At 68.6% G+C, this 22,227-nt stretch carries 21 protein-coding genes; 11 read left to right on the top strand and 10 right to left on the bottom strand.

Annotation, left to right across the window (positions count from 1 at the left end):
* Positions 1-9: 9 nt before the first annotated feature.
* The gene (locus tag MLE42_RS12330) at positions 10-3,165 is read right to left on the bottom strand and encodes a CehA/McbA family metallohydrolase domain-containing protein (protein ID WP_243288188.1); all 3,156 of its coding nucleotides are present in this window, start codon (positions 3,163-3,165) and stop codon (positions 10-12) included.
* Between the two features lie 187 nt (positions 3,166-3,352).
* Here MLE42_RS12330 and MLE42_RS12325 point away from each other — a divergent pair, with 187 nt between their 5' ends.
* Together MLE42_RS12325 and MLE42_RS12320 are read left to right on the top strand one after the other, a co-directional pair.
* Entirely contained in the window at positions 3,353-3,922 is a 570-nt protein-coding gene (locus MLE42_RS12325; RefSeq protein WP_243288187.1) for a SanA/YdcF family protein, read from the top strand.
* A complete protein-coding gene (locus tag MLE42_RS12320; protein ID WP_243288186.1) occupies positions 3,919-5,061 on the top strand; it encodes a thiolase family protein in 1,143 nt (380 codons plus the stop codon). Before MLE42_RS12325 ends, MLE42_RS12320 begins: the two co-directional genes overlap by 4 nt.
* Here the strand turns inward: MLE42_RS12320 and MLE42_RS12315 are convergent.
* Positions 5,058-7,688 carry an AMP-binding protein gene (locus MLE42_RS12315; protein ID WP_243288185.1) on the bottom strand — a complete coding sequence of 877 codons (2,631 nt, stop codon included), beginning with the start codon at positions 7,686-7,688 and terminating at the stop codon, positions 5,058-5,060. The two genes, MLE42_RS12320 and MLE42_RS12315, sit on opposite strands and share 4 nt — an antisense overlap.
* Before the next feature lie 163 nt (positions 7,689-7,851).
* On the opposite strand from MLE42_RS12315, the gene MLE42_RS12310 reads away from it, so the two are divergent.
* Together MLE42_RS12310 and MLE42_RS12305 are read left to right on the top strand one after the other, a co-directional pair.
* Complete coding sequence (locus MLE42_RS12310) at positions 7,852-8,583, top strand: ABC transporter ATP-binding protein (RefSeq protein ID WP_243288184.1); 732 nt, start codon at positions 7,852-7,854, stop codon at positions 8,581-8,583.
* Between the two features lie 23 nt (positions 8,584-8,606).
* Positions 8,607-9,275: a carbonic anhydrase gene (locus MLE42_RS12305; RefSeq protein ID WP_243288183.1), complete on the top strand. Its 669-nt coding sequence runs from the start codon at positions 8,607-8,609 to the stop codon at positions 9,273-9,275.
* A gap of 16 nt (positions 9,276-9,291) precedes the next feature.
* Here MLE42_RS12305 and era read toward each other — a convergent pair whose 3' ends face one another.
* From era to MLE42_RS12285, 4 genes are read right to left on the bottom strand one after another with little or no spacing between them, the layout of a single operon-like run.
* Positions 9,292-10,224 (bottom strand): GTPase Era, encoded by a 933-nt coding sequence (gene era, locus MLE42_RS12300; RefSeq protein ID WP_243288182.1) that lies wholly within the window; start codon positions 10,222-10,224, stop codon positions 9,292-9,294.
* The gene (lpxA, locus tag MLE42_RS12295) at positions 10,217-11,002 is read right to left on the bottom strand and encodes an acyl-ACP--UDP-N-acetylglucosamine O-acyltransferase (RefSeq protein WP_243288181.1); all 786 of its coding nucleotides are present in this window, start codon (positions 11,000-11,002) and stop codon (positions 10,217-10,219) included. Before lpxA ends, era begins: the two co-directional genes overlap by 8 nt.
* Positions 10,999-11,469: a 3-hydroxyacyl-ACP dehydratase FabZ gene (fabZ, locus tag MLE42_RS12290; RefSeq protein ID WP_243288180.1), complete on the bottom strand. Its 471-nt coding sequence runs from the start codon at positions 11,467-11,469 to the stop codon at positions 10,999-11,001. The genes lpxA and fabZ overlap by 4 nt, the downstream gene beginning before the upstream one ends.
* 49 nt (positions 11,470-11,518) lie before the next feature.
* Complete coding sequence (locus MLE42_RS12285) at positions 11,519-13,222, bottom strand: HD family phosphohydrolase (RefSeq protein ID WP_243288179.1); 1,704 nt, start codon at positions 13,220-13,222, stop codon at positions 11,519-11,521.
* A gap of 88 nt (positions 13,223-13,310) precedes the next feature.
* Between MLE42_RS12285 and MLE42_RS12280 the strand changes: the two genes are divergently transcribed.
* Positions 13,311-14,483, top strand: coding sequence for a class I SAM-dependent RNA methyltransferase (locus tag MLE42_RS12280; RefSeq protein WP_243288178.1), 1,173 nt, complete (start codon positions 13,311-13,313; stop codon positions 14,481-14,483).
* A complete protein-coding gene (speD, locus tag MLE42_RS12275) occupies positions 14,480-14,851 on the top strand; it encodes an adenosylmethionine decarboxylase (protein WP_243288177.1) in 372 nt (123 codons plus the stop codon). Before MLE42_RS12280 ends, speD begins: the two co-directional genes overlap by 4 nt.
* On the opposite strand, the gene MLE42_RS12270 is transcribed toward speD, so the two are convergent.
* The 4 genes from MLE42_RS12270 to MLE42_RS12255 form a co-directional block, all read right to left on the bottom strand.
* Positions 14,787-15,344: a methylated-DNA--[protein]-cysteine S-methyltransferase gene (locus tag MLE42_RS12270; protein ID WP_243288176.1), complete on the bottom strand. Its 558-nt coding sequence runs from the start codon at positions 15,342-15,344 to the stop codon at positions 14,787-14,789. The two genes, speD and MLE42_RS12270, sit on opposite strands and share 65 nt — an antisense overlap.
* Positions 15,341-16,753 (bottom strand): DNA-3-methyladenine glycosylase 2, encoded by a 1,413-nt coding sequence (locus MLE42_RS12265; protein WP_243288175.1) that lies wholly within the window; start codon positions 16,751-16,753, stop codon positions 15,341-15,343. The genes MLE42_RS12270 and MLE42_RS12265 overlap by 4 nt, the downstream gene beginning before the upstream one ends.
* A gap of 65 nt (positions 16,754-16,818) precedes the next feature.
* A complete protein-coding gene (locus tag MLE42_RS12260; protein WP_243288174.1) occupies positions 16,819-17,343 on the bottom strand; it encodes a methylated-DNA--[protein]-cysteine S-methyltransferase in 525 nt (174 codons plus the stop codon).
* A gap of 30 nt (positions 17,344-17,373) precedes the next feature.
* Entirely contained in the window at positions 17,374-17,838 is a 465-nt protein-coding gene (locus MLE42_RS12255) for a methylated-DNA--[protein]-cysteine S-methyltransferase (RefSeq protein WP_243288173.1), read from the bottom strand.
* A 34-nt stretch (positions 17,839-17,872) separates the two neighbouring features.
* On the opposite strand from MLE42_RS12255, the gene MLE42_RS12250 reads away from it, so the two are divergent.
* From MLE42_RS12250 to MLE42_RS12230, 5 genes are all read left to right on the top strand, one after another.
* Entirely contained in the window at positions 17,873-18,682 is an 810-nt protein-coding gene (locus MLE42_RS12250) for a menaquinone biosynthetic enzyme MqnA/MqnD family protein (RefSeq protein ID WP_243288172.1), read from the top strand.
* A 36-nt stretch (positions 18,683-18,718) separates the two neighbouring features.
* Positions 18,719-20,032, top strand: coding sequence for a Xaa-Pro dipeptidase (pepQ, locus tag MLE42_RS12245; protein ID WP_243288171.1), 1,314 nt, complete (start codon positions 18,719-18,721; stop codon positions 20,030-20,032).
* Between the two features lie 320 nt (positions 20,033-20,352).
* Entirely contained in the window at positions 20,353-20,685 is a 333-nt protein-coding gene (locus MLE42_RS12240) for a hypothetical protein (protein ID WP_243288170.1), read from the top strand.
* A 13-nt stretch (positions 20,686-20,698) separates the two neighbouring features.
* Positions 20,699-21,373, top strand: a complete 675-nt coding sequence (locus MLE42_RS12235; RefSeq protein WP_243288169.1) for a hypothetical protein — start codon at positions 20,699-20,701, stop codon at positions 21,371-21,373.
* Positions 21,349-22,188, top strand: coding sequence for a sensor histidine kinase (locus tag MLE42_RS12230; RefSeq protein WP_243288168.1), 840 nt, complete (start codon positions 21,349-21,351; stop codon positions 22,186-22,188). The genes MLE42_RS12235 and MLE42_RS12230 overlap by 25 nt, the downstream gene beginning before the upstream one ends.
* The last annotated feature ends 39 nt before the right edge of the window (positions 22,189-22,227 follow it).

Genomic DNA, 22,227 nt, shown 5'->3' with positions numbered 1-22,227 from the left:
CCCTGCCGACTAGAGTCCCGGAGGAGTGTACCCCCCGCCGTCCACATCCACAAAGATCGGGTTGGTGACGGCGATGGGGTAGATGCCCTTCATGATCTTGTTCCAAGGCGTTCCGGCCTGATAGGCCCCAGTCGTGGCCAGGGGCACACCAGCTTCGACCACCACCCAGGCGTCCTTGCCCGTGGGCATGGCCACGCCATCCAGAGTCGCCGTGCGGAGACGGAAGTCCGTGGGGGAGGCGGTGAAGCTGCTCATGGGCACCGTCTGGGCCACACCGTTCACGACCACACGCACCTCATCGACCGGCACCCAGTCCGCCGCGTAGAGCGAGATGGTGATGGATACGGTGGCGGCGGGCCCAGTCACCAGCCCCCCGGGGCCCACGCCATTGACCGCCACGTCGAGCAGGGGCCCGGTGGAGGCCACGGCCGCACCACCGCGAAGGGCGGTCAACAGAGGATCGAGGGTGTCCTGGGTCAAGGTTCCGGAACCGAGCTTCAGGTAGGTGCGGGCCAGGCCCACAGGCGTGTCGTAGCTGAACTTCGAGGCGGAAAGCCCCAGCGCCTTGGTGAAGGCCGTCGGGGTCTGCTGGCTGAGCAGGGAGAACCAGTCGCTCCGGACGACCTTGAACTCGGCGAACCAGGCGGTGGGATCCGCGGGATCGCACCCTTCGGCCCGGATCAGCTCCAGGGCATCGAAATCCCCCTGGTGCGCGCCGAGGGAAACGGGGCCGGTCTGAGTCCACCAGGCGTTCACTCCCGATCCGAGGGGAACGGTGGGATCGAACCCGCGGACGGTGAACAACCCCTGCGGCCCTCGGGGCCGGTGGACGATGTTGTAGCGCCCTTCCGCCTGAGTGATGAAGTCCGCCAGGGTCCAACCCTTGGAGGGCCTGGCCCCGCCGTTGCGATCCCCATTGGGCGCGGGCGTGAACAGGGCCGTCACGAACCCGTCCGCCAGCGTGGAGCTGCGGGCGCCGACCACCAGCGGATCGATGCCGATGGGAACGCGCTGGGCGTCCGTGATCGCCGCATTCTCGATCTCCGTCCGGAACTCGGTCCTGAGGGCCGTCGGATCCGTCAGATGATCCTCTTCCGTGCGGGCCACCGCATCCACCCCCTCCGCGAGGGCGGAGCTGAGCATCTCGCCCGGGTTCAGGCCGCCGGTGGTTGCCTGGGTGGGGCTCGGGACATCGAAGGCCTTCCAGCTAGCCGGCAAGGTCGGAGAAAGGGTCACAAAGGTATGGCTCAAATCTGTCTGGCCGTCATAGGACTTCACCGGCAGGGCGTCCAGATGGGACAGCGGGCCGCGGGTGCCGTAGGCCATGTAGTCTCCCGGAGGCAGGAAGACCGAAGCTCCTCCACCGGAAAACCGGAAGGAGGTTCCGAAAACCTGATTCCCAGCGGTGTACTGGTAGTCCGCCACGCTCGTGCTCGAGATCACCTTGGCCTTGTAGACCCGGTCGTAGTAGCCAGCCAGACGGCGGAGCCGCTTCATGGAGGGATCGGGAACTCCTCCCTGGCCCGCCAGGGTGATGCGGAGGGGATTCAGGCCATCCACCTCCAGGGTTCCCGCCTGCCGGACCAGGAAGGAGTGTCGTTGCTGCTTGTCGCGGACCACGTTCCCTGACGTGTCCGTGACCTCGGCCCGCTCGGGGCTCAGGTTCTCCGCCAAGGTCCAGATCTGGCTTTTGGACGGGGTGATGGGGGTGGGCAGGTAGGGCCGGTCGGCGTTGGAGGTATTGGTGCCGAGGTATAGGGTGTTGCTCTGGAAAGCGTTGCGCGCGGTCACCCGGTAAGGCTGGCTGAGGCCCGTGCCGCGGGCATCCGCGACGGCCGGCAGGAGCACGCCGATGGGTAGACTGGACGAAGGGATGTCGCTGGGTTCCCGCCACTCCACGCGCTCGGTGACCCAATGGGAGGGATCGGCGTCGGTGGACGGATCCGCGCTCAGGCCGGTGTAGCGATCGAACCGGAACTCGGTCTGGAGAGGACCCGTGCGGGCGGCCGTGCCGAAAGTGTTGAACGTGAGGATGCCATATTCGCCGCTGTGGAATCCCAGCCGGGCCTGGACCATCTCATTGAAAACCGCGGTCGCCTGGGCCGGCTGGGTGCTTGAGATGCTGGCATTCCCGAACTCTCCGCCCAGGACGTACAGCCGGCGCCGGTAGGTCATGGGTTGTCCCGCCGGCAGGCTGGCCGCCGCGGGGCTGCCCACGACCAGGCGACCGGGAAAGCGGGGGCGCAGCTCGGTGAGCGCTGGCTGCGGGTCCGAGGCCACCAGCACCTGATCCACATCCAGCGGCAGAATGCCCAGAGTGGAGTGCGCGTCCAGTGTGTCCCCGGACGATTCCGCGCCCATGAGTGCCACCATGGGCGTCACCACGCTCGTGGCCAGGGGCGCCGTGAAGTCCGATCCCGGAATCTCCACGCCCCAGCTGCTGATCGGGGTCCCGTCGAAGGTGGCCACGGCGGGCACCACGAACCGGAATCCACCGCCATGCTGCGAAAGGAAGTCCCCGAGGTTCCGGATGGGGAGAGCCGACGTCCCCCCGTTCGTGATCGTGGTCTCCAAGGTGAAGTAGGTATTGGCCTTGTTCAGGGCGATCCGGTGGGTGACGCTGACTCCCAGCACTCTCCCTTGGGCATCCGTGGCCACTCCGAGCTTCCCCTTGGGGTCCAGGAGGTAGCCCTGCATGTCCAGGTACACCTCGTTCACGCCCGTCCCGGGCGAGTAGCGGTCGAAGACCAGCGGCAGGTCCGGGTCCTGGTTCACCACGGGCCCCAGGCGCTCAACCATGTCCGTGGGCAGGGACACGCGCTTGTAGTTCTGGTCGAGGGCGACGTTGCCCACGTCGAGGATGGCGCCGCCGGAGGGCGCGCCGAACTGGCCTTCCCGGTTCCCGAAGGCCGCGCCGTCCACCGCGAGTTGGACCGCATCGTTGCCGAGGTAGAAATCCCCGGGTCCCGAGGTCGCCTTCAGCCCGTGTAGGCGATCGCCTCCCGAAGCGGGGATCTCCTCCACCGCCACTGTGGGCCGGCCCACGCCCGTGGCCCGGAAGCAGCCCGTGACGCCCCCGGCCAGGATCAAAGCCAGCGGGGCCAGGGCCAACGGGAGGCGGGACGGGGACAGACGAGTGGAACGGACTGCGGGATCAAGGCTCATGTTCATCAAGGCGTCTCGTTCAGGCGGGAGGTCCATGGGGCTGGGGCGTACGGAAGGTCTATGCTAACTCACGATGCCGATCTCCGCCTTTCTTCATCGCTTCAGGCCGCACCGGCGGACCCTGCTTCTGGCCCTGGCGCTTCTCCTCCTGGGAGACTTGCTCTGGACCCTGGGAAGGTTCCCGGCCATGCACCACCAGCAAATCTACCAGGCTGAGGAGCTTCCGGTGGTGGGCGGCCCGGTGCTCGTGCTGGGCGCCGGCGTCTATGGCGATGGAGAGCCGACCGAACTCCTCCAGGGCCGCCTCCGCACGGCCCTGAGCCTCTACCAGAGCGGGAAGGTCCGCTGGTTCCTGGTGTCCGGCGACAACCGCCATCCCTCCTACAACGAACCCCAGGCCATGCGACGCTGGCTCGTCAAGCAGGGCGTCTCCCCCACCCGCATCATCAGCGACTACGCGGGCTTCCGCACCTGGGACAGCCTCAAGCGCGCGCAGACCGTCTTCGGCCAGCAGAGAGTGGTCATCGTCACCTCGGACTTCCACCTGCCCCGGGCCCTCTACCTGGCTGATCACCTTGGGCTGCAGGCATGGGGCGTCCCCGCCTCCACCGAGAGCCGCCCACCCGTGAATCGAATCCGCTACTGGATCCGCGAGTACGTCGCCAGGCACCTGGCCCTCTGGGATGCCTGGTTCCCGCCGGATGCGCGGCTGGGTCCCCGGGAGCCCACCCCGGACGACTGGGATCCGGCCTCATGAACGAAGCCCGGGATCTGCTGATCCTCGCCGCGGGGAGGCTTCCTCAGGGCCGCTATGGCGGCAGTCTGGCGGGCCTGGGCGCCGTGTCCCTCGGACGCGCCGCCGTGGAGGGCCTCCTGGCCCGGCCGAACCTGCCCAGGCCCGGCAGCCTGATTTGGGGCATGGCGCGGAGTCACACCCAGGGCATGAACCCTGCCCGCACCCTGGCCCTGCAGGCGGGCCTGCCCTTCGACACCCCGGCTTTCACCGTGAACATGGCCTGCGGCTCCAGCCTCCAGGCCCTCCTCCTCGCCGCCCAGCGCCTGAAGGATGGCGCCGAGGCCCCGGTGCTCATCGGCGGCAGCGAAGCCATGTCGGATACGCCGCATCTGGTCCCGGGCCTGCGCTGGGGGTTCCGAATGGGCCACCGCCAGCTGCCGGACGTCATGCACCACGACGGCCTGCGCTGTCCGGTGACCGGGTTGCTCATGGGGGAGACCATCGAGCGGTTGGCGGCCAAACGCGGCGTTACTCGGATCGACGCGGACACCTGGGCGGCCGGGAGTCATCGGCGGGCCTCCCGGGCCGACTTCCGGGCGGAGCTCCTGCCCCATCCGGCGCTGGATCACGACGAATGCGTGCGTCAGGAGGTCACGGTGGAGGATCTGGGACGCCTGGCCCCGGTGTTCGATCCCCACGGCCAGGTCACGGCGGGGAACGCCTCGGCCCTGTCGGATGGCGCCGCAGGGATTCTCCTGGCCCGGCGGGAGCAGGCCGGCGGTGCCGTTCCCCTGGCCCGGGTCCTGGGGTGGAGCGAGGCGGGGGTGGACCCGCTGGACATGGGCGAGGCGCCCGTCCCTTCCGTGCGACGCCTGCTGGCGGCTCACGGGCTGACCGTGGCGGACATCGACCTGTGGGAGCTGAACGAGGCCTTTTCGGCCCAGCTCCTGGTCTGCCAGCGGCAGCTGGACCTGCCGGAGGATCGCCTCAACATCGCGGGTGGGGGCGTGGCCCTGGGCCACCCCATCGGTGCTTCCGGAGCGCGCATCGTCGTGACCCTGATCCATCAGCTCCGCCAGCGGGGCGGAGGCCTGGGGGTGGCCACCCTCGGCATCGGCGGGGGCCTGGGGTTGGCCCTGCTCCTGGAGGTGTCCGCCTAGACCCCGGCCTCTTCCAGCATGGCCTTCAGGGCCCGGTAATCGGTCTTCCCTGTTCCCAGGGTGGGGATCTGGTCGATCTGACGGACCACGCGGATGTTGTGCAGAGAGGAAAGTCCCGCGGCCCGGATGGCTGCGTTGGCGTCATCCCGGCCGATGCCCGCCACGGAGAAGAGGATCAGGTCGGGGTTGAGGTCCTCCGTGGTGGCTTCCACCGCCAGCAGGGGCTCGACCTCATCCTCCCCCTGGAAGCGTTTGGCCAGGGCCTCCTCAATGGCCGGCAGGGAGACCATCTCGCCCCCCAGCTTCACGAACCGTTTGAGGCGCCCCGCGAACACCAGCACGCCCCGCTCCTGGCGCACCAGATCCCCCGTGCGATACCAGTCCCGACCCTCGAAGGACTCGAAGGGCGATTCCACATCGGGGTTGAGGTAGCCGGAAAAGATGCTAGGTCCGCGAACCAGGAGCATGCCGGCCTGGCCCGGCTCCACCCGGCGTCTCGCTTCCAGGTCCACGATGGCCCATTCCACGGACACCAGCGGCTTCCCGATGGTCCCGGTCCGGGGATCCTCCTCCCGGTTCACGGACACCACCGGCGAACACTCGGTGATGCCGTAGCCTTCCAGCACGGTGGTCCTGGGCCAGCGCCGGGCCAGGGTCGAATACACCTGATCCGGACATTTCTCGGCACCAGACACCACGATCCGCAGGGATTCCAGGTGGCGGTCCTCGGCCGTGCGCAGAATCCCGCCCAGGAAGGTGGGCGTCCCCACCAGCAGGGTGGCGTGGTAGGCCTCGATGAGGCGGGCCAGCATCCGACCCTCGGTGGGATTGGGGTGGTACACCACCCGCAGACCCAACAGCAGAGGCAGGATGGTGGTCGTGGTGAGGCCGAAGGCGTGGAAGGGCGGCAGGCAACCCAGCACCCGCTCATCCTCATGGAAATGGATGGCCTGGGTGATGTCCCGGATGTTGGCCAGGATGTTCCCATGGCTCAGGGGAACGGCCTTGGGGTGGCTTTCGCTGCCGCTGGTGAAGAGCAGGGCCGCCGTGGAGGGGGCCTTCGCCGGATCGAGGGAGAACCGGCCGAGGCGCGCACGGAGCGCGGCAGACACCTTGGTTCGCAGCGTGATGCCTTTCCCGACCTCATCCAGCAGCAGCAGGCGATCCTTCACGGCCGAGAGGTCCACGCCCTGGGCCTGGAGCCGATTGACCAGGGTGGACACGGTGACCACGTGCTTCACGCCCACCAGGTCCAGACCATAGGCCGTGCTGCGGGCCCCGGCGGTCCAGTTCACCAGCACGGGGGTCTTTCCGGCGAAGAGCAGGGCCAGGTAGAGGATGCTGGCGCCGCCCGAGGCGGGCAGCATCAGGCCTACATGGGTTCCTTCCAGGCGCTCGAAGATGGGCTTCAGGACCAGCACCGCCGTGATGACATCCCGGTAGGTCTTCACACCGCCGAGCTGGTCCGCCAGGACCACGCGTCCCGGGTCGCGCCGCGCCTGCTTGAGGAAGACTTCGGGAATGGTGTCTCCTTCGGGCATCTCGATGGGCAGGTCCGTGCGCGAATGGAACCAGGGATGGGGCACCGCCTTCAGCTCCCCTTGGCGCAGGGAGACCGCCGCACCGGTGGCCGCCAGCAGCAGATCGCCCACCGTCTGAAGCGAGGCCGGGTCACTGCAGGGATAACCGAAGGCCTGCTCGAGCCAGATCTCCAGTTCCCGATGGCCCAGGACATCCAGGCCCAGGTCCTTCACGAGGTGGTGGTGCTCCTGGATGTCCGGATGGCCCGTCACGGCCTGCAAGTGGCGCCTCACCGCATCCCTGACCTGGGGCGGCACGCTGCGGGGATTGCCTTCCACCCTGGGCCGGGGCGGCTCGGGGAGGGTGCGGGGGGCGTGATCCCTCCAGACCAGGTAGGGCACGAAGATGCGTGGCGTGGCGCCTTCGTTCAGGCGGGATTCCAGCACGCGGTTGATGGCGTCGCGCCCGGCCGCCACCGGCAGGTCACGGAGCTCCTCGAAGGCGACCCGGACCTCCCGCCGCGGCATGAAGAACAGGGCGTTGGCCAGCAGATAGCCCAACCCCTTCAACAATTCAGGTCCGACGGAGGGACGCCGCCCCGACGCAGCGCTGAACCGGCTGCCCCAGAGCCCGTGCAGGCGCACCACCACCACCCGGATGCCCGGGGCCTGGCGGAGGATCTCCGCGACGGCGCTGTTGTCGGCGAGGTCCTGGGTCTTCTGCCGGGCCAATCGGGCGCCCGGGAACATCAGGATGTTGCGTCCGGAGGCGAGACGGCCCGCCAGCGCCGCCAGTTCCCTGTCCAGCGCTTCCCGGGTGCGGTCTCCATGGTCCACAGGGTCGGGAAGGGGCCGGGCCCCCAACGCCAGGGCCAGCCAGCGCATGGGCGCGGAGGCAGCATGGTCGCGGCCCATCACCAGGATGGGCGCGAACCGTCCGTGCAATCCCGCCCCCAGGATGAAGGGATCCACCAGGCTCGGGTGGGAGGCCAGGAAGAGGATCCCCGGCTTGGCGGGTGAGGGGACGGCCTCCAGGCCCTCGGTGTGGATTCGGTAGCGCAGCCGCAACAGCGGCTGACCCAGGGCTCGGATCAGGGAATCGATCATCGTGGCGGAACCTAACGGCAGGATGTAGGCGGATCAAGGATTGTAGCGGGAATCCAGGAAGGGCCCCCGGCGAGGCCTCCTGGGGTTTTGCCAGGTGCCCTAAACCTGACCCGGGGCTTCTGCGAAGATGGACCAGGGCCTTCGGAGGCCCCTCGAGGATCCCATGACCGACGCGCCCCTGATCCGGCTCACCGACATCACCAAGGTCTATCAGATGGGCGACATGGAAGTGCGGGCCCTGGATGGCGTGTCCATGGAGATCCGCCGAGGCGAATACGTGGCCATCATGGGCCCCTCCGGATCCGGCAAGTCCACCATGATGAACGTCATCGGCTGCCTGGACACCCCCACCAGCGGCACCTACGAACTGAACGGCAAGCTGGCCTCGGCCATGACGGATGACGACCTGGCCCAGATCCGCAACGAGGAGATCGGCTTCGTCTTCCAGACCTTCAACCTGCTCGCCCGCACCACCTCCCTCCAGAACGTCGAGCTCCCCCTGATCTACGCGGGGAAGACACCCGCCGAGCGGCACCAGATGGCCATCAAGGCCCTGGAGAACGTCGGCCTGGGCACCCGCAGCGACCACATGCCCAACCAGCTCTCCGGCGGCCAGCGCCAGCGCGTGGCCATCGCCCGGGCCCTGGTGAACGATCCGTCCATCCTGCTGGCGGACGAGCCCACCGGCGCCCTGGATTCCAAGACCAGCGTGGAGATCATGGCCCTCTTCGAGGACCTCTATCAGAAGGGCAACACCATCATCCTCGTCACCCACGAGGAGGACATCGCCCGCCACGCCCACCGCATCATCAAGCTGCGCGACGGCAAGATCATCCATGACGAGCCGAACACGCCCATCAGCTCCGAAGAGCACCTGGCTCACCTGAATCTCTAGCCTACCTCCGGTAGACTGGAGGCATGCAGAAGCTCGTCCACGGCATCCACCAGTTCCAGACCCAGATCTTCAAGTCGCACAGGGACCTCTTCGAGCGCCTGGGCAGGGACCAGGCGCCGGAGACCCTGTTCATCACCTGCTCGGATTCGCGCATCAGCCCGAACCTGATCACCCAGACCCAGCCCGGCGAGCTGTTCATCCTGCGCAACGTCGGGAACCTGGTGCCCCCCTATGAGAGCCTGGGCAGCACGGCCGCAGGCATCGAGTTCGCGGTCACCGTCCTCCAGGTCAAGGACATCATCGTCTGCGGCCACTCCAACTGCGGCGCCATGAAGGCCCTGCTCGAGCCCGAGCAGCTGGGGCAGCTTCCCGCCACCAAGTCCTGGCTGGCCCATGCCCGCAAGACCGAGCGGATCATGTGGGAGAGCTATGGCCACCTCCAGGGCCATGAGCTGCTGCACGCCACCGTCGAGGAGAATGTGCTCGTGCAGGTGGAGAACCTCCGCAGCCACCCGGCCGTGGCCAAGGCCGTGGCCAGTGGCATGCTGCACCTGCATGCCTGGGTCTACAAGATCGAGACCGGCGAGGTATTCGCGTTCGATCCGGACCGGGGGCAGTACACCTCGGTCACGGGCACGGCGGGCCTGGCGCCGCTGGACACGGAGCACCGGGCCACGGACCTGTCGATCTAGCCGGCCGCGCCGGAGATCAGATCTCGAGTCGGTCCAGACGATCGGGCCGGTCCCGCCAACCCTCGTCCACCTTCACGAACAGCTCCAGGCGCACCGGGCGCTGGAGGAGCTTCTTCAGCTCACGCTGGGCGCTCTGGCGGATGTCCTTGATCATGTCCCCCTGGCTGCCCAGCAGTATCTTCCGGTGGCCGTCGCGGTCCACCAGGATGCGCGCCGCGATGAAGACGCCCTCGGGGCCCAGGTCCTCCGGATAGTCCGCGTGGCCGGGCTCGATCCACTGCTCGATGAGCACCGCCACGCCGTGGGGGACCTCTTCACGGGTCTTGCGGAGCACCTTCTCGCGGATGAACTCCGCGGCCAAGGAGCGCTCGGTCTGATCCGTGAAGGTCTCCTCGTCGTGCAGCCAGCCGGGCTGGGCGGCGTCGCGCTCCAGCAGGGTCCACAGGGGATCCAGGTTCAGGCCCATCTTGGCGCCGATGGGCACGATCTCCTTGAAGGGGAGCAGGTCCTTGTAGGTGGCCACCTTCTCCAGGAGCCGGCCCTTGGAGAGCAGGTCGATCTTGTTCAGCAGCAGGTAGGTTGGCCGCCCCATCTTGCGCAGGCGCTTGGCCAGGGCATGCTCGCCGGTGCCCAGATAGTCGTCCGCATCCACCACCCAGAGCAGCAGGTCGGCCGCTTCCAGCGCCTGCTCCACGTGGGCCATCATGCGCTCGTTGAGCGCGTGCTTGGGCAGGTGGATGCCCGGCGTGTCCAGGAAGGCCAGCTGCACGTCGCCACGGTTCACCACGCCCAACACCCGGGTGCGGGTGGTCTGCGGAACTTGGCTGGTGGCGGCGAGCTTCTGGCCCAGCAGGGCGTTCAGCAGGGTGGACTTGCCAGCGTTGGGCAGACCGATGATGGCGATGGTCGCGTGACGCCGCTGCGGGTCCGTGCCGGGCTGGTCAGCCACGATGCACGCCCCGCTTGGCTTCCCGGATGAACTGCAGCAGGTAGGCCACCTCGGCCACATGCCCCACTTCCTTCTCGGTCTGGGCCATGGCCTCCTCGCGGAGCAGCCCGGCATGGAAGAGCAGGCGGTGGGCCTTCTTCAGGGCCTCGATGACCTCCACGGGGAAACCCTTGCGCTGGAGGCCGATGGTGTTCACGCCGTAGCTCTTGGTGTCACGGGCGCCGGCGGTCTTCATGAAGGGCAGCACGTCCTGGGTGGCCACGGTGAACCCGCCCATGAAGGCATGGTGGCCCACGCGGCAGAACTGGTGGACGGCGGAGAAGGCGCCGATGTTGCAGCCGTCGCCCACTTCCACGTGACCGGCCAGCGTGGCGCAGTTGGCGAAGATGTTCTTGTTCCCGACATGGCAGTCGTGGGCCACATGGGAGCCCGTCATCAGGAAGTTGTCGTCGCCCAGGGTGGTCAGGCCACCGCCGCCCTCGGTGCCGCGGTGGAGGGTGCAGCCCTCCCGGATCACGTTGCGGTTCCCCACCTTCAGGCGGGTGGGCGCGCCCTTGAACTTGAGGTCCTGGGGCCCCATGCCCAGGGTGGCGTGGGGATAGATGTCGTTGTCCTCGCCGATCTCGGTGTGGGGGCCGATGACCACGTGGCTGCGCAGAAGCGTGCGGGCCCCGATGACCGCATTGCCCTCGATGACGCAGAAGGGCCCCACGACCACGCCCTCGCCCAGCCGGGCCTCCGGGCTCACCACGCTGCTCGGATGGATCTGCGTGCTCATCGTCCTTCTCCCTCGGCCAGGTCCATCAGCATGGACATGAATTCGGCTTCCGCGACCTTCTGTCCATCCACGAAGGCCTCGCCACGCATCTTGCAGATCCGGCCCTTCAGCTGGACCACCTTGACTTCCATCACCAGCTGGTCGCCCGGGAGCACCGGCTTCCGGAACTTCGCCCCATCGATGCCCATGAAGTAGATCACCTTGCGGGCCCGGTCCTCAATGTCCTGGAGGAGCAGGCAGCCGCCGGTCTGCGCCATGGCCTCGAGGATGTAGACGCCGGGGAACACGGGGCGGCTGGGGAAGTGGCCCTGGAAGACCTGCTCGCTGAAGCTGATGTTCTTGAGCCCCCGAATCCACTGCCCGGGCTCGAAATCCAGGATGCGATCCACTAGGAGGATCGGATACCGGTGGGGCAGCAGGTCCAGGATTCCTTGCAGGTCGATCGTTCGGGGTTCGCGTTCCGACATGGGCACTCCAATCCTATAGGTTACCGGCTCCGCCCTCCGGCCTCCAGCCTCAGGATCGCCGGGCCGTCCGCTCGTAGATCCGGGCTTCGATGAACAGGTCCAGCAACCCCCTGTCCAGGGCCCCCGCCCGGGCCTCGTCCTCCAGGATGGCCAGGCTCCGTTCCACGGGCACCGCGCCCTTGTAAGGCCGATCCTGGGCCGTGAGGGCGTCGTAGACATCCGCGATGGCCATGGCCCGGCTCTGGACGGGAATATCCGGCTCCGTGAGCTTCCGGGGGTAGCCCCGGCCTGTCAGCCGCTCGTGATGGGCGTAGGCGATGTCGGGGATGCCGGCCAGGTCCCGGGTCCAGGGAATCTGCTCCAGGAATCGGAAGGTATGGGTCACATGGCTTTCGATCTCGAGGCGTTCCATCTCGGAGAGGCTGCCCTTGCGGATGCGCAGGCTGGCCAGGTCACCGGCTTCCACCAGGGTCCGGCGCTCGCCGCTCCAATGGGTGAAGGTGAGGTCATCCAGGAGCCCCAGCCCCTCCGCCAGCTCCTGGGCCATCACCGTGGGTTCGTTGCTCTGGCGGACCAGGTGGATGAGCCGCTCCGATTCCTCCCGTCGACCCCGGATGGCGCTTTCCCACTGGTCGATCCCCCCCCCGCCCTTCCAGACCTGGGCCAGGGCCTCGAGGGCCTGCTCCAGTTCCCGCTGGCGCAGGCGCTGGAGGATGATCTCCAGCTGGCCTGGATCGAGCTTCTTGGCCTTCACCAGCACCTGCTCGCGAACGCCCACCTTGCCGAAATCGTGCAGCAGGCTGGCATAGCGCAGCTCCCGCAGCTGGCGGTCGCTGAAGGAGAGGCCTCCGTAGGTTCCGTTGGGCGTCGCGTTCACGGCCTCCGCGAGGCCGACGGTGAGCTCGGCGACACGCCCGGAGTGGCCGCTGGTGACCGGGTCCCGGGCCTCGATGGCCGTCACGGAGGCCGCCACGAAGCCTTCGAAGAGCCGCTCGATCTCCTCCCGGAGCTGGGCGTTCTTCACGGCCACCGCTGCCTGGCCGGCGAGGCTCTGGGCCAGCCGCTGGTCCGAGGCGGAGAAGGCGATCGCGCGCCCGTCCTCATCCAGGCGGTTGAGGAGCTGCAGGACCCCGAGGATCTCGCCTTCCGTGTCCAGCATGGGGACCACGAGCATCGAGGTGGTGCGGTACCCCGCCAGGCGGTCGAAGCTGTCGTTGAACCGGTAGGGGGCCCCGGCCGGAAGGTCGTAGACATCCGGCAGGTTCAGGCATTCCTTGCAGAGGGCGACGAAGCCCGCCAGGTTCTCCCGCGAGATGGGCAGGGCCTCCCGGTGGAAGGGGAATCTCACGCGGGCGTTCTGCGTGTGGGCGAAGAGCAGCTCGGGGCGATCCTCCCCGCCGGTGAGCAGGTAGATGGACCCCGCTTCGGCGTTCAGCAGTTCCCTCGCCTTGGTGAGGATCAGATCCAGCAGCCGGTCCAGGTTCTGTTCCGAAGCCAGGGCCCGGCCCACCTCATGGAGCCGTTCCATGTCCCGGCGATCCTGCAGCCGCGCCCAGGCCGCCCGCACCAGGGCTTCGGCCGCCTCCAGGCCCGGCCAGACCTCGCAATCGGCGAAGGTGCCGTCGCCGGGCACCCCCAGCACCACGTCGGCCCGCCCGCCCTCCACGAAGGCCAGAGCCTTCCTCAACTCCCCGGCCACGCGGTCCAGGAGGATGCTACGGTGCTCTGGGGGGACGGCGACAGTGAAGCGCAAGGCGGATGCAGGCTCCAGGAAGGCGAAGACGAAAGTCCCGTCAGCATATCGGAATTCCCCCGCCCCCACCGCGACCTGGCAGGGACCCGTGGACCGCCTGGCCTGGGGCGGCCGGGGTGTGGCCCACGAGGCCGATGGCCGCCTGCTGCTGCTGGAGGCGCCGCTCGCCCTCTTCCCCGGCGAGCAGGTGGAGGCCACCGTCATCTGGAAGGCCCGCCATGGCGAAGGCCGCGTCACCCGCTGGATCAGCCGGGACCCCCGCCGCTCCCCGGCCGAATGCCCCGTGGCCGGAACCTGCGGTGGCTGCGAGCTGTGGGAGGCCGGCCGCCACGCGCCCGAGCTGAAGCGCCAGATGGTGGCCGACCTCCTTCGCCGCCAGCTGGGTGACGAGGTGGTCTGGGACTGGCGCCCCGCCCCGGAGGAGGCCCGCCGCCACCGCATCCAGCTCCACTGGGATGGCTCGGCCCTGGGCTATTTCCGTCGCCACAGCCATGCGCTGGTACCTGTCTCCGCCTGTCCTGCCGCCGCGGAACCCCTGTCCCAGGCCATTCCGCGCCTGCAGGAAGCCCTGGAGGCGCACATCCTCACCTCCCGCCCGGGCCGCTGGGAGCTGTCCACCGGCACGCCCGCGAGCGAAGTGCTCGCCACCGATGAGCGGGGCCGCACCTGGCGCCTGGAGCCCGATGGCTGGCATCGCAGCGAGGAGCCCCTCGCGCAGCGCCTCGGCGGCATCACGCTCCGGCACGAACCCGGCGCCTTCTTCCAGGTGAGCCCGCCCTGGGCCGCCGAGGCCTTCCGCAGCCTGCTCGAAGGCTGGAACGTGAGGGGCCGCACCCTCTACGACCTCTACGGCGGCGTGGGTCTTTTCTCCGCGCTGCTCGGCAAGCGCTTCGACCACCGTGTGCTGGTCGAGTCCGGCGAGGCGGCCGTGGCCTGGGCCCGCCGCAACCTGGCGGCCCTGGGCCTGCCGTCGGAATGCCAGGTGGGCGATGTGGCCGCCTGGGTGCCCGAGGGGCTGGGGCACCCCGGGGACGTGATCCTGCTGGATCCGCCGAGGGCGGGGCTGGAGCCGGCCCTCACGGAGCGCCTCTGCACCGCCGGAGCCGGAAAGCTCGTGCTGGTGGGCTGCGACGGCGCCGCCTTCTGCCGGGACCTGAAGCGCCTGGCGCCCGCGTGGAACCTCGAGCAGCTGGCCGTGCTGGACCTCTTCCCCCTCACCAGCCACGTGGAGTGCGTGGCCTTGCTGGCCAAACGGCCGTGAGCGCCCCCGGGAGCGCCCTCGGCCGTCACCTGCTCGTGGAATACACGGGCTGCGACGCCGCCGTCCTCGCGGACCTGGAGCGGATCACCACCGCCATGCTGGATGCCGCCCGGGCCTCCGGCGCCACCATTGTCACCCACAGCTTCCACCACTTCAGCCCCCATGGCGTCAGCGGGGCGGTGATCATTGCCGAGAGCCACCTGGCCATCCACACCTGGCCCGAGCACCGCTTCGCCGCCGTGGACTTCTTCAGCTGCGGGCCCGTGGACATGGGCCGGGGCCTGGCGGTCCTTCATGCCGCCTTCAAGGCCACGGGGGAAACCCGGATGGCGCTGGAGCGCGGGCCCCTGCGGGCGGTCCATCCCTGATCGCCCCTTCGAGCCGCAACAGCCGCTCCTTCATCCCGAGGCCGCCCGCATAGCCTGTGAGGGTGCCGTCGGCACCAATGACGCGATGGCAGGGCACGAGGATGGACACCGGGTTGGCGCCGTTGGCGCGGCCCACCGCCCGGCTGAGGCTCGCGCCGCCCAGGGCCTCCGCCAGCTGGCCGTAGCTGCGGGTCTCGCCGAAGGGGATGCGCTGGAGCTCAGCCCAGACGCGCTGTTCGAAGGGGCTTCCGTGAAGGTGGACGGGGAGCTCGAAGGTGGTTCTCCGACCGGCGGCGTAGGCCTCCAACTGGTCGCGGAGGCAGGCTAGGACGCCAGGATCCGGCAACGCCACCGGGCCCAACCGGGCGATCTTGGTCAGCAGGGCCCCGCGGAATTCATGGTCCGCAAAGCCCAGGTAGATGACGGCCCCCTCGGCATCGAAGGCGACCTGGACGGGACCGAGAGAGGTCTCGAGGCGATGGATTCCCGTCATGCGGGCACTCCCTTCAGGCTGGCCCAGAGGTGGAAGGTGGCGAGGCTGCGGTGAGGCGCGAAGGGTGCCATGAGCCGCTGGGTTTCTGCGGGACCCGGCCGCGACTCGAGCTGGAACCAGCGCTGGAGGGCCAGGGTGAGCGCCGAGTCCCCCACGGGCACACAGTCCCGGAAGCCCAGGCCGCGCATCAGCACGTACTGGGCCGTCCAGGGACCGCAGCCGCGCAGGGCCAGGAGCGCCTTCTCGGCCCGGGTGGCGGTCAGCAGGCGCTCCAGGTCCAGCTCGCCCCTCGCCACCAGGGCCGCGGCGTTCAGGACGTACTCGGCCTTGCGCCGCGAGAAGCGCCGGGCCGTCAGGTCTGCGGGACTCAGGGCCGCGATGGAGGCGGCATCCGGATGCGCGATGAGGCCGCCCACGGGGGTTCCCGCCAGGCGGATCAGGTCGCGCCGGAGGGCGTAGGCGAAGGCCAGATTCACCTGCTGGCCCAGGATGGCCCAGACCAGCGCCTCGAAGGAATCCAGGGTGAGGGGCACCCGCAGGCCCTCGCGGCCCCGGGCCAGACGGGGATGCGCTTCTTCGAAAGGGGCGGCATCCCCGTACCAGGCCAGCAGCCGCAGGGCCGCCCGATGGGCTTCCGCCATGGCCTCGGGGCCGCGGGCGCCCGCCAGGGTCACCACCACGTCCCCGGAACCGAAGGCCAGGCTCAGCACCCCGGGCTGGCCGGCGAAGTGGGCGGCCTTGCGCAGGGTGTCGCCCTGCACCTGCTCGGACACGCTTTCGGGATCCCGGCCATGGAACCGGAGCAGATCGCCGAGTCGGGTGCGCTCCGGCAGCGGCAGCGTGAAGCGGTCGGAGCCCAGCAGGTCCCGGTAGGCTCCGGGCGCCAGGCCCGTCTGGCGCCGGAAGGCCTCGTGGAAGCCGGAGGGGCTCTCGAAGCCCACGGCGGCCCCGAGGTCCAACAGAGGCACGGCGCTCGCCCTCAGCCGGGCACAGGCGACCTGGATGCGGGCGCGCTGGAGGAAGGCCGCGGGCTGGGTGTGGGCATGCTCGCGGAACAGGGCCTTCAGCTTCGTGAGACCCACCCCGGCCACCTCCGCCAGGACCTCGACCTCAGGAAAAGCGGCCGGATCCGCCCGGGCCTGGGCCATGGCCTCCTCCAGCCGGACCAGGTCCGCGTCCTCGCCCCGGTAGAAGGCATCGGGCCGGCAGCGCTTGCAGGGCCTCAACCCCGCCGCCCGGGCAGCGGCTTCATCCAGGAAGAACCGCACGTTGCGGGCCAGGGGCTTCCGCGCCGGGCAGGAGGGGAGGCAATAGATCCCGGTGGTCAGGACGCCCGTGAGCACCCGCCCGTCGAAGGAGGCATCCTTCGCCAGGATCCGTTCGTAGAGGTGTTCATCCGACCAGCGCATGGCTCCATGCTAGAAGCCCGCCGTGGGGAAGTCCTCCGATGGGCGGCGCCGGAATTCTTTCCGCGTCAATCCCACTCCAGCGGCAGTCTGGGCTGGGGCGGGGCCTTGGGCAGCACGCCTTCGAGGCGCAGCAGGAATTCCTTCATGTCCAGGCCCCCGGCGTAGCCCACCAGGGATCCGTCCGAGCCGATGACCCGGTGGCACGGGATCAGGATGGAGATGGGGTTGGCGCCGCTGGCGCGGGCTGCCGCGCGGATGCATTTCTCATCCCCCAGGCGCCGGGCCAACTCCAGGTACGAGATCGCCTGCCCGTAGGGGATCTTCTGCAGCTCCTTCCAGACCCGGGCCTGGAAGTCGGTGCCTTCGGCGTGCATGGGAATGTTGAAATTCCGGAGATTTCCCGAGAAGTAGGCCTCCAGCTGGCGCTTCAGGAAGGGGAGGCTCTTCGGCTCAGGGCCGGCCGGAACCGGGGGAGGTTGGCCGTGCAGCCGCACCAGATGAGAGAGGCGCCCTTCCCCGTCGAAGGCCGCGCCCAGGTCCCCGAGGGGGGTGCGCAGCAGATGCAGGGGCCCGTTCATAGGCACCAGCATGCCAGAATCACGGTTTTTTGTTGCAACGGATCAGGGATTTCGCCAACCCAGACCCGATTCCAGTTCTCGCAGCGCCTTCGGAATGGGCCCCTCACCGGGCAGGACCACCCGGTGGCAGGGGACGAGCAGGACGATGGGATTCGCTGCGCAGGTCATGACGATGAGGTCCTCGTCCACCCCCAGCCAGGCGGCGAGGTCGGCGGGACGGCGGAATTGGCCGTAGGGGATCGTTCTCACCGTGTCCCAGATGCGCAATTGCATGGGCGAGCCCTGGGGATCCACGGGCACCGTGAACGTCCGGAGGGTTCCCGCCAGGTATGCGTCCAGCTGGCGGTCGAGGTAGCGCTTGGCCTCCCGCTGCTCTTTGGGCGGCAACGGGCTGGTCTTGCGGGGATCGAGGCCCTCCACGGCCAGCTCGCGTAAACGCCCACGCCCATCGAAGGCCGCACGCATCGGCCCCAGCAGGGTGTTCATCTCGTAGTGCCAGAGGACCATCAGGGAATCATCGCAGGGTCGGTAGACTGTTTCCATGGCCACTGAACCATTCCGCCTGTCCATCATCGACTATCTGAACGCCGCTCCCCTGAACCACGGATTCAAGCATGGCCTCGGCTGGGAGCACTTCCACCTCAAGTTCCACTATCCCTCGGCCTGCGCGGACCGCCTGCGCTCCGGCGAGGTGGACGCCGGGATCGTCAGCTCCATCGAGTACCTGCGGATCCCGGATCTCCTGATCGTGCCTGGCCTCTGCATCGCATCGCCGAAACGCGTGCGCAGTGTGGTGATCCTCTCCAAGGTGCCGCCGGAGCAGATCCGGACCCTCGCCCTGGACACCTCCAGCCGCACCAGCGTGGTGCTGGGCCAGCTCATCCTCCGGGAGCGGTACGGGGTGAGCCCCGAGATCACGGACATGGGGCCGGACCTGCCGGCCATGCTCGAAGCCCACGACGCCGCCATCATGATCGGCGACTCGGCCATGAGGGCCCCCCGGCAGGGGCTCTTCGTGCTGGACCTGGCGGAGGAGTGGCACGCCTGGACCGGCCTCCCCTTCGTCTTCGCCCTGTGGCTGGTCCGGAAGAACGCCCCGCAGCTTCCCGTGCCCGGCGGCGTGGCCTCTTTCTTCCACAAGAGCTATGAGATCGGCATGGCCCAGCTCCCGGCCATCATCGAGGAGGCCCGGCGCACCATCGGCTGGACCAAGATCGAGCTCCACGAATACCTGACGGAGAACATCAGCTACACCCTGGGCGAGGCCGAGCGCGAAAGCCTCGCTCTCTTCTTCGAGAAGGCCGTGCGGCACGGCTTCGCGCCTGAAGAAAAGCCGCTGCGGTTCCTCTGAGCACGCCCTCCACCGACACCCCCACCAGGACGCCCCATGACCGACCTCTCCTCCCTCTTCCACGCCCACATCGCCGAGCGCCAGCGGACCGCCGCCGAGGCCCTGGCCGAGACGGGCTTCGACGCCCTGGTGATCTCCAGCGGCCAGGTCTACACGCACTTCGCGGACGACCAGGACGCCCCCTTCCATCCGACTCCCCACTTCGCCCACTGGTGCCCCATGGCGGGCCCCCATCACGTCCTCGTGGTCCGGCCCGGCCAGCGCCCCCGGCTCATCCGGTACGCCCCCGAGGATTTCTGGTACGAGCAGCTGCCCCTGGGGAACCCGTTCTGGGCCCAGGAATTCGACATCGAGGAGGCGGGCACCGTCGAGGACGTGTGGAAGCGCGTGGGAACCCCCGCCGGGGGCGCCTACATCGGCAACGAGACTGAGCGGGCCGAGGCCGCCAACCTGGAGCTGAATCCGGCGGGTCTCACCGCCCGCCTGGATTGGAACCGCACGAACAAGTCCGCCTACGAGGTGCAGAGCATCGAGGAGGCGACGGTGCTGGCCGCCCGGGGCCACCTGGCCGCCCGGGCCGCCTTCCTGGCCGGCGCCAGTGAGCTGGAAATCCACTACGCCTACATCCAGGCCGTCGGCATCGTGGATCACGAGATGCCCTACGGCAGCATCGTGGCCCTCAACGAGAAGGGCGCCATCCTCCACTACGAGCACAAACGCGCCAACATCAGGAGCGGCGATGTCCTCCTCATCGACGCGGGCGCCCAGGTCCGGGGCTACGCCGCCGACATCACCCGCACCGTGGCCGCGCCCCACTGCGACAGCCGCTTCGCCGACCTGGTGGACGGCATGGTGAAGCTTGAACTCGGCCTCTGCGACGCTGTGAAGCCCGGCATGCCCTATGGGGACTTCCACCACCTGGGCCACCTGGCCATCGCGGCCCTCCTGAAGGAGCACGGCATCCTCAAGGCCGATCCCGAGGAGGCCGTGGAAAAAGGCCTGAGCCGCCCCTTCTTCCCCCATGGCCTGGGCCACCACCTGGGCATCCAGGTGCACGACGTGGCCGGGCGCCAGGGCGCGCCCGATGGCACCCTCGCGCCTCCGCCGCCCCAGCACCCCACCCTGCGCACCACCCGCACCATCGAGGCGGGCCAGGTGTTCACCGTGGAGCCAGGCCTCTACTTCATCCCCATGCTGCTGCGCCCCTTCCGGGAGAACGAGCACAAGGCAAGGTTCGACTGGAAGCTCATCGACGAGCTCACCCCCTGCGGCGGGATCCGCATCGAGGACAACCTGCTGGTGACTCCCATCGGCCATCGCAACCTCACCCGGCCTCACCTCCCCAACTAGCCTGCGGATCTGGACTACCCCCCGATCGCACAGCGCCCCGCGCTGTGCTCCCACTCAGCCTTCGGCTTCGCGGAGGGGGCCCCGTTGCATCGAGGACAACCTGCTGGTGACTCCCACCTGGCATCGCAACCTCACCGGATCCCACCTGCCGAACTGAGGCTTTGGGCAAAAAACGTTTCGACGCCCGATCCGGACCGGTCATCCGAGCGTTTTGCTCCGGTCCCATCTTGTGAGTCGACAGATCTTCGGGTCTGATGGGGGGGTCATCCTTTTGATCTACCTCCCAACCAGGCCCTCGGCCGCCTTTCAGGAGTCTCCCTGTGTCCGCCCAGCCCTTCGACCCCGCCCGCGACCACCGCATCACCCACAAGGAGGCCGTCAGCCTGGTCCGGAACTTCCATGCCCGGGCCGAGGCCGGCGCCCACCGGGCCTCCGCCTTCAACCGCAGCGCCTTCGAACAGCTCCTCGCCCAGCCTGGTGCCGCGGGCATCCGCATCTACCGGGCCCAGCATGAGGACGGGTCGCCCACCATGGTGATGGTGGCCGTGGATGCGAATGGTGTGGATCTGAATTCCCCCGAGGCCACCTACATCCAGAACTCACACGACTGCCCCCCCTTCTGCGCCGGATCCAGCCTCTCGGCCGGCCTCTGAACGGCAGGGGGCCGTGGCATCCAAGTCGGTCTACTACTGGATCCTGATCTGCCTGATCGACCCGTGGATCCTGGCACCCATGCTGGGATACGCCTGGAGCCGATTCAGGACCGGGTACCAGGAACCGCCCTGGATCCGCCCTTTCCTCTGGACCCAAGTCTTCGACCTTGCCCAGGGTTCGGTGTTCATCACACTGGCCCTTCTCCACCAGAACAACCAGTGGCTGCGGCACCTGACCCAGCCACTGGTATTCCTGGGGTTCCTCTGGACTCTGTTCCGCCTTGGCCCCGGGTCGCGCAGGCGCCGGACCCTCTACGGCGTGTGCCTGGCGGCTGGCCTGGCGGCTGCCGTCATAGGCTTCGAGTTGAACGGAGTGAAATGGCGCAACTCGGTCTTCACTTCCACGATGAGCCTGGTGTACCTCGGCCTGGTCACCTGGGAGCTGAAGACCCTCACTCAATCCGAAGAGGAGAACCACCTGGCTGGTCTCCCGGCATTCTGGCTGCTTGCCGCCCTGCTGGTGTACAGTTCAGGCACCCTGATCTTCAACGCCAGCTCGAATTATTTTCTCCGCACCCTCCCTCCGCACCTGCTTCCCATTCCCTGGGTGGTCGCGGGCTTCATCCACGTCATCCATGAAGTCATGCTCGCCAAAGTCTTCCTGTGTCCGAAGCCCACCTCGTCCTGATCTTCGTGCTCGCCACGTTTGCCGTGGTGCTGCTGAGTTGGCTCACGCTCTTCAGCGTGGTGTCGGCGAAATCCCGCATCATCCATGAGCAGCGCCGGACCCTGGAGGCGGAGCAGCGGCTGCGGCGCGCCCAGGAAGCATTCACAGACAACGCGCACCACGAGCTGCGCACGCCCGTGCAGGTGCTGGCGGGGCACCTGCAGATGGTGCGGGACCTGGGGCTCGGGCCGGAGCAGACCGCGCTCCTCGAACGGGCCCAGGAAACGACCACCCGCCTGGGCCACTTGGTGCAGGGGCTCCTCGACTTCGCCAGTCTCGCCCAGGGGACCCTCACGCTGCGGCCCGGCCCCACGGACCTGGGCTCCCATCTCGCACAGCTCGGGAAGGAACTCGAAAGCCAAGCCAGGAGCAAGGGCCTGGAGGCGAGGGTCGAGCTGGACCCGCTTCCGGTCCCCCTGGCCTGCGACGCGGCCCGCCTCTCGCAAGCCCTGGAGGCCCTGCTGGACAACGCCGTGGGGTTCACCGAGCGCGGCACGGTGTCCTTCCGCATGGTCGCCCGACCTGAGGGCCGCGCCTGGCACCTGCGCCTCGAGATCGAGGATCAGGGCCCCGGCCTGCCGCCGGACTGGGAGCGGCTGCTGAAACCCTTCGAACAAGAGGAGCGCAGCCTCCGCCGGCGGCGCGGCGGGCTCGGAATCGGCCTGCCCCTGGCCGCCGGCATCGTCCACCTGATGGGGGGGCAGATGGGCCTGATCCCACTCGCCACAGGAACCCTGGCCTGGGTGGAGATCCGGTTGGATGAAGCAGTGGGCTGACGAAGCCTCGTTTTCCGATATACATGGATGATCCCCTGG

The organism is Geothrix terrae, assembly GCF_022808775.1.
Lineage (GTDB): Bacteria > Acidobacteriota > Holophagae > Holophagales > Holophagaceae > Geothrix > Geothrix terrae.
This window is presented reverse-complemented; position numbering and strand designations above follow the sequence as displayed.

Coding starts and splice junctions, on each gene's coding strand:
- pepQ (WP_243288171.1), top strand. CDS start 18,719: ATGACCGACCTCTCCTCCCTCTTCCACGCCCACATCGCCGAGCGCCAG.
- MLE42_RS12330 (WP_243288188.1), bottom strand. CDS start 3,165: ATGAGCCTTGATCCCGCAGTCCGTTCCACTCGTCTGTCCCCGTCCCGC.
- MLE42_RS12320 (WP_243288186.1), top strand. CDS start 3,919: ATGAACGAAGCCCGGGATCTGCTGATCCTCGCCGCGGGGAGGCTTCCT.
- MLE42_RS12305 (WP_243288183.1), top strand. CDS start 8,607: ATGCAGAAGCTCGTCCACGGCATCCACCAGTTCCAGACCCAGATCTTC.
- MLE42_RS12270 (WP_243288176.1), bottom strand. CDS start 15,344: ATGACGGGAATCCATCGCCTCGAGACCTCTCTCGGTCCCGTCCAGGTC.
- MLE42_RS12255 (WP_243288173.1), bottom strand. CDS start 17,838: ATGGTCCTCTGGCACTACGAGATGAACACCCTGCTGGGGCCGATGCGT.
- MLE42_RS12310 (WP_243288184.1), top strand. CDS start 7,852: ATGACCGACGCGCCCCTGATCCGGCTCACCGACATCACCAAGGTCTAT.
- MLE42_RS12325 (WP_243288187.1), top strand. CDS start 3,353: ATGCACCACCAGCAAATCTACCAGGCTGAGGAGCTTCCGGTGGTGGGC.
- fabZ (WP_243288180.1), bottom strand. CDS start 11,469: ATGTCGGAACGCGAACCCCGAACGATCGACCTGCAAGGAATCCTGGAC.
- MLE42_RS12265 (WP_243288175.1), bottom strand. CDS start 16,753: ATGCGCTGGTCGGATGAACACCTCTACGAACGGATCCTGGCGAAGGAT.
- MLE42_RS12260 (WP_243288174.1), bottom strand. CDS start 17,343: ATGCTGGTGCCTATGAACGGGCCCCTGCATCTGCTGCGCACCCCCCTC.
- MLE42_RS12315 (WP_243288185.1), bottom strand. CDS start 7,688: ATGATCGATTCCCTGATCCGAGCCCTGGGTCAGCCGCTGTTGCGGCTG.
- lpxA (WP_243288181.1), bottom strand. CDS start 11,002: ATGAGCACGCAGATCCATCCGAGCAGCGTGGTGAGCCCGGAGGCCCGG.
- MLE42_RS12250 (WP_243288172.1), top strand. CDS start 17,873: ATGGCCACTGAACCATTCCGCCTGTCCATCATCGACTATCTGAACGCC.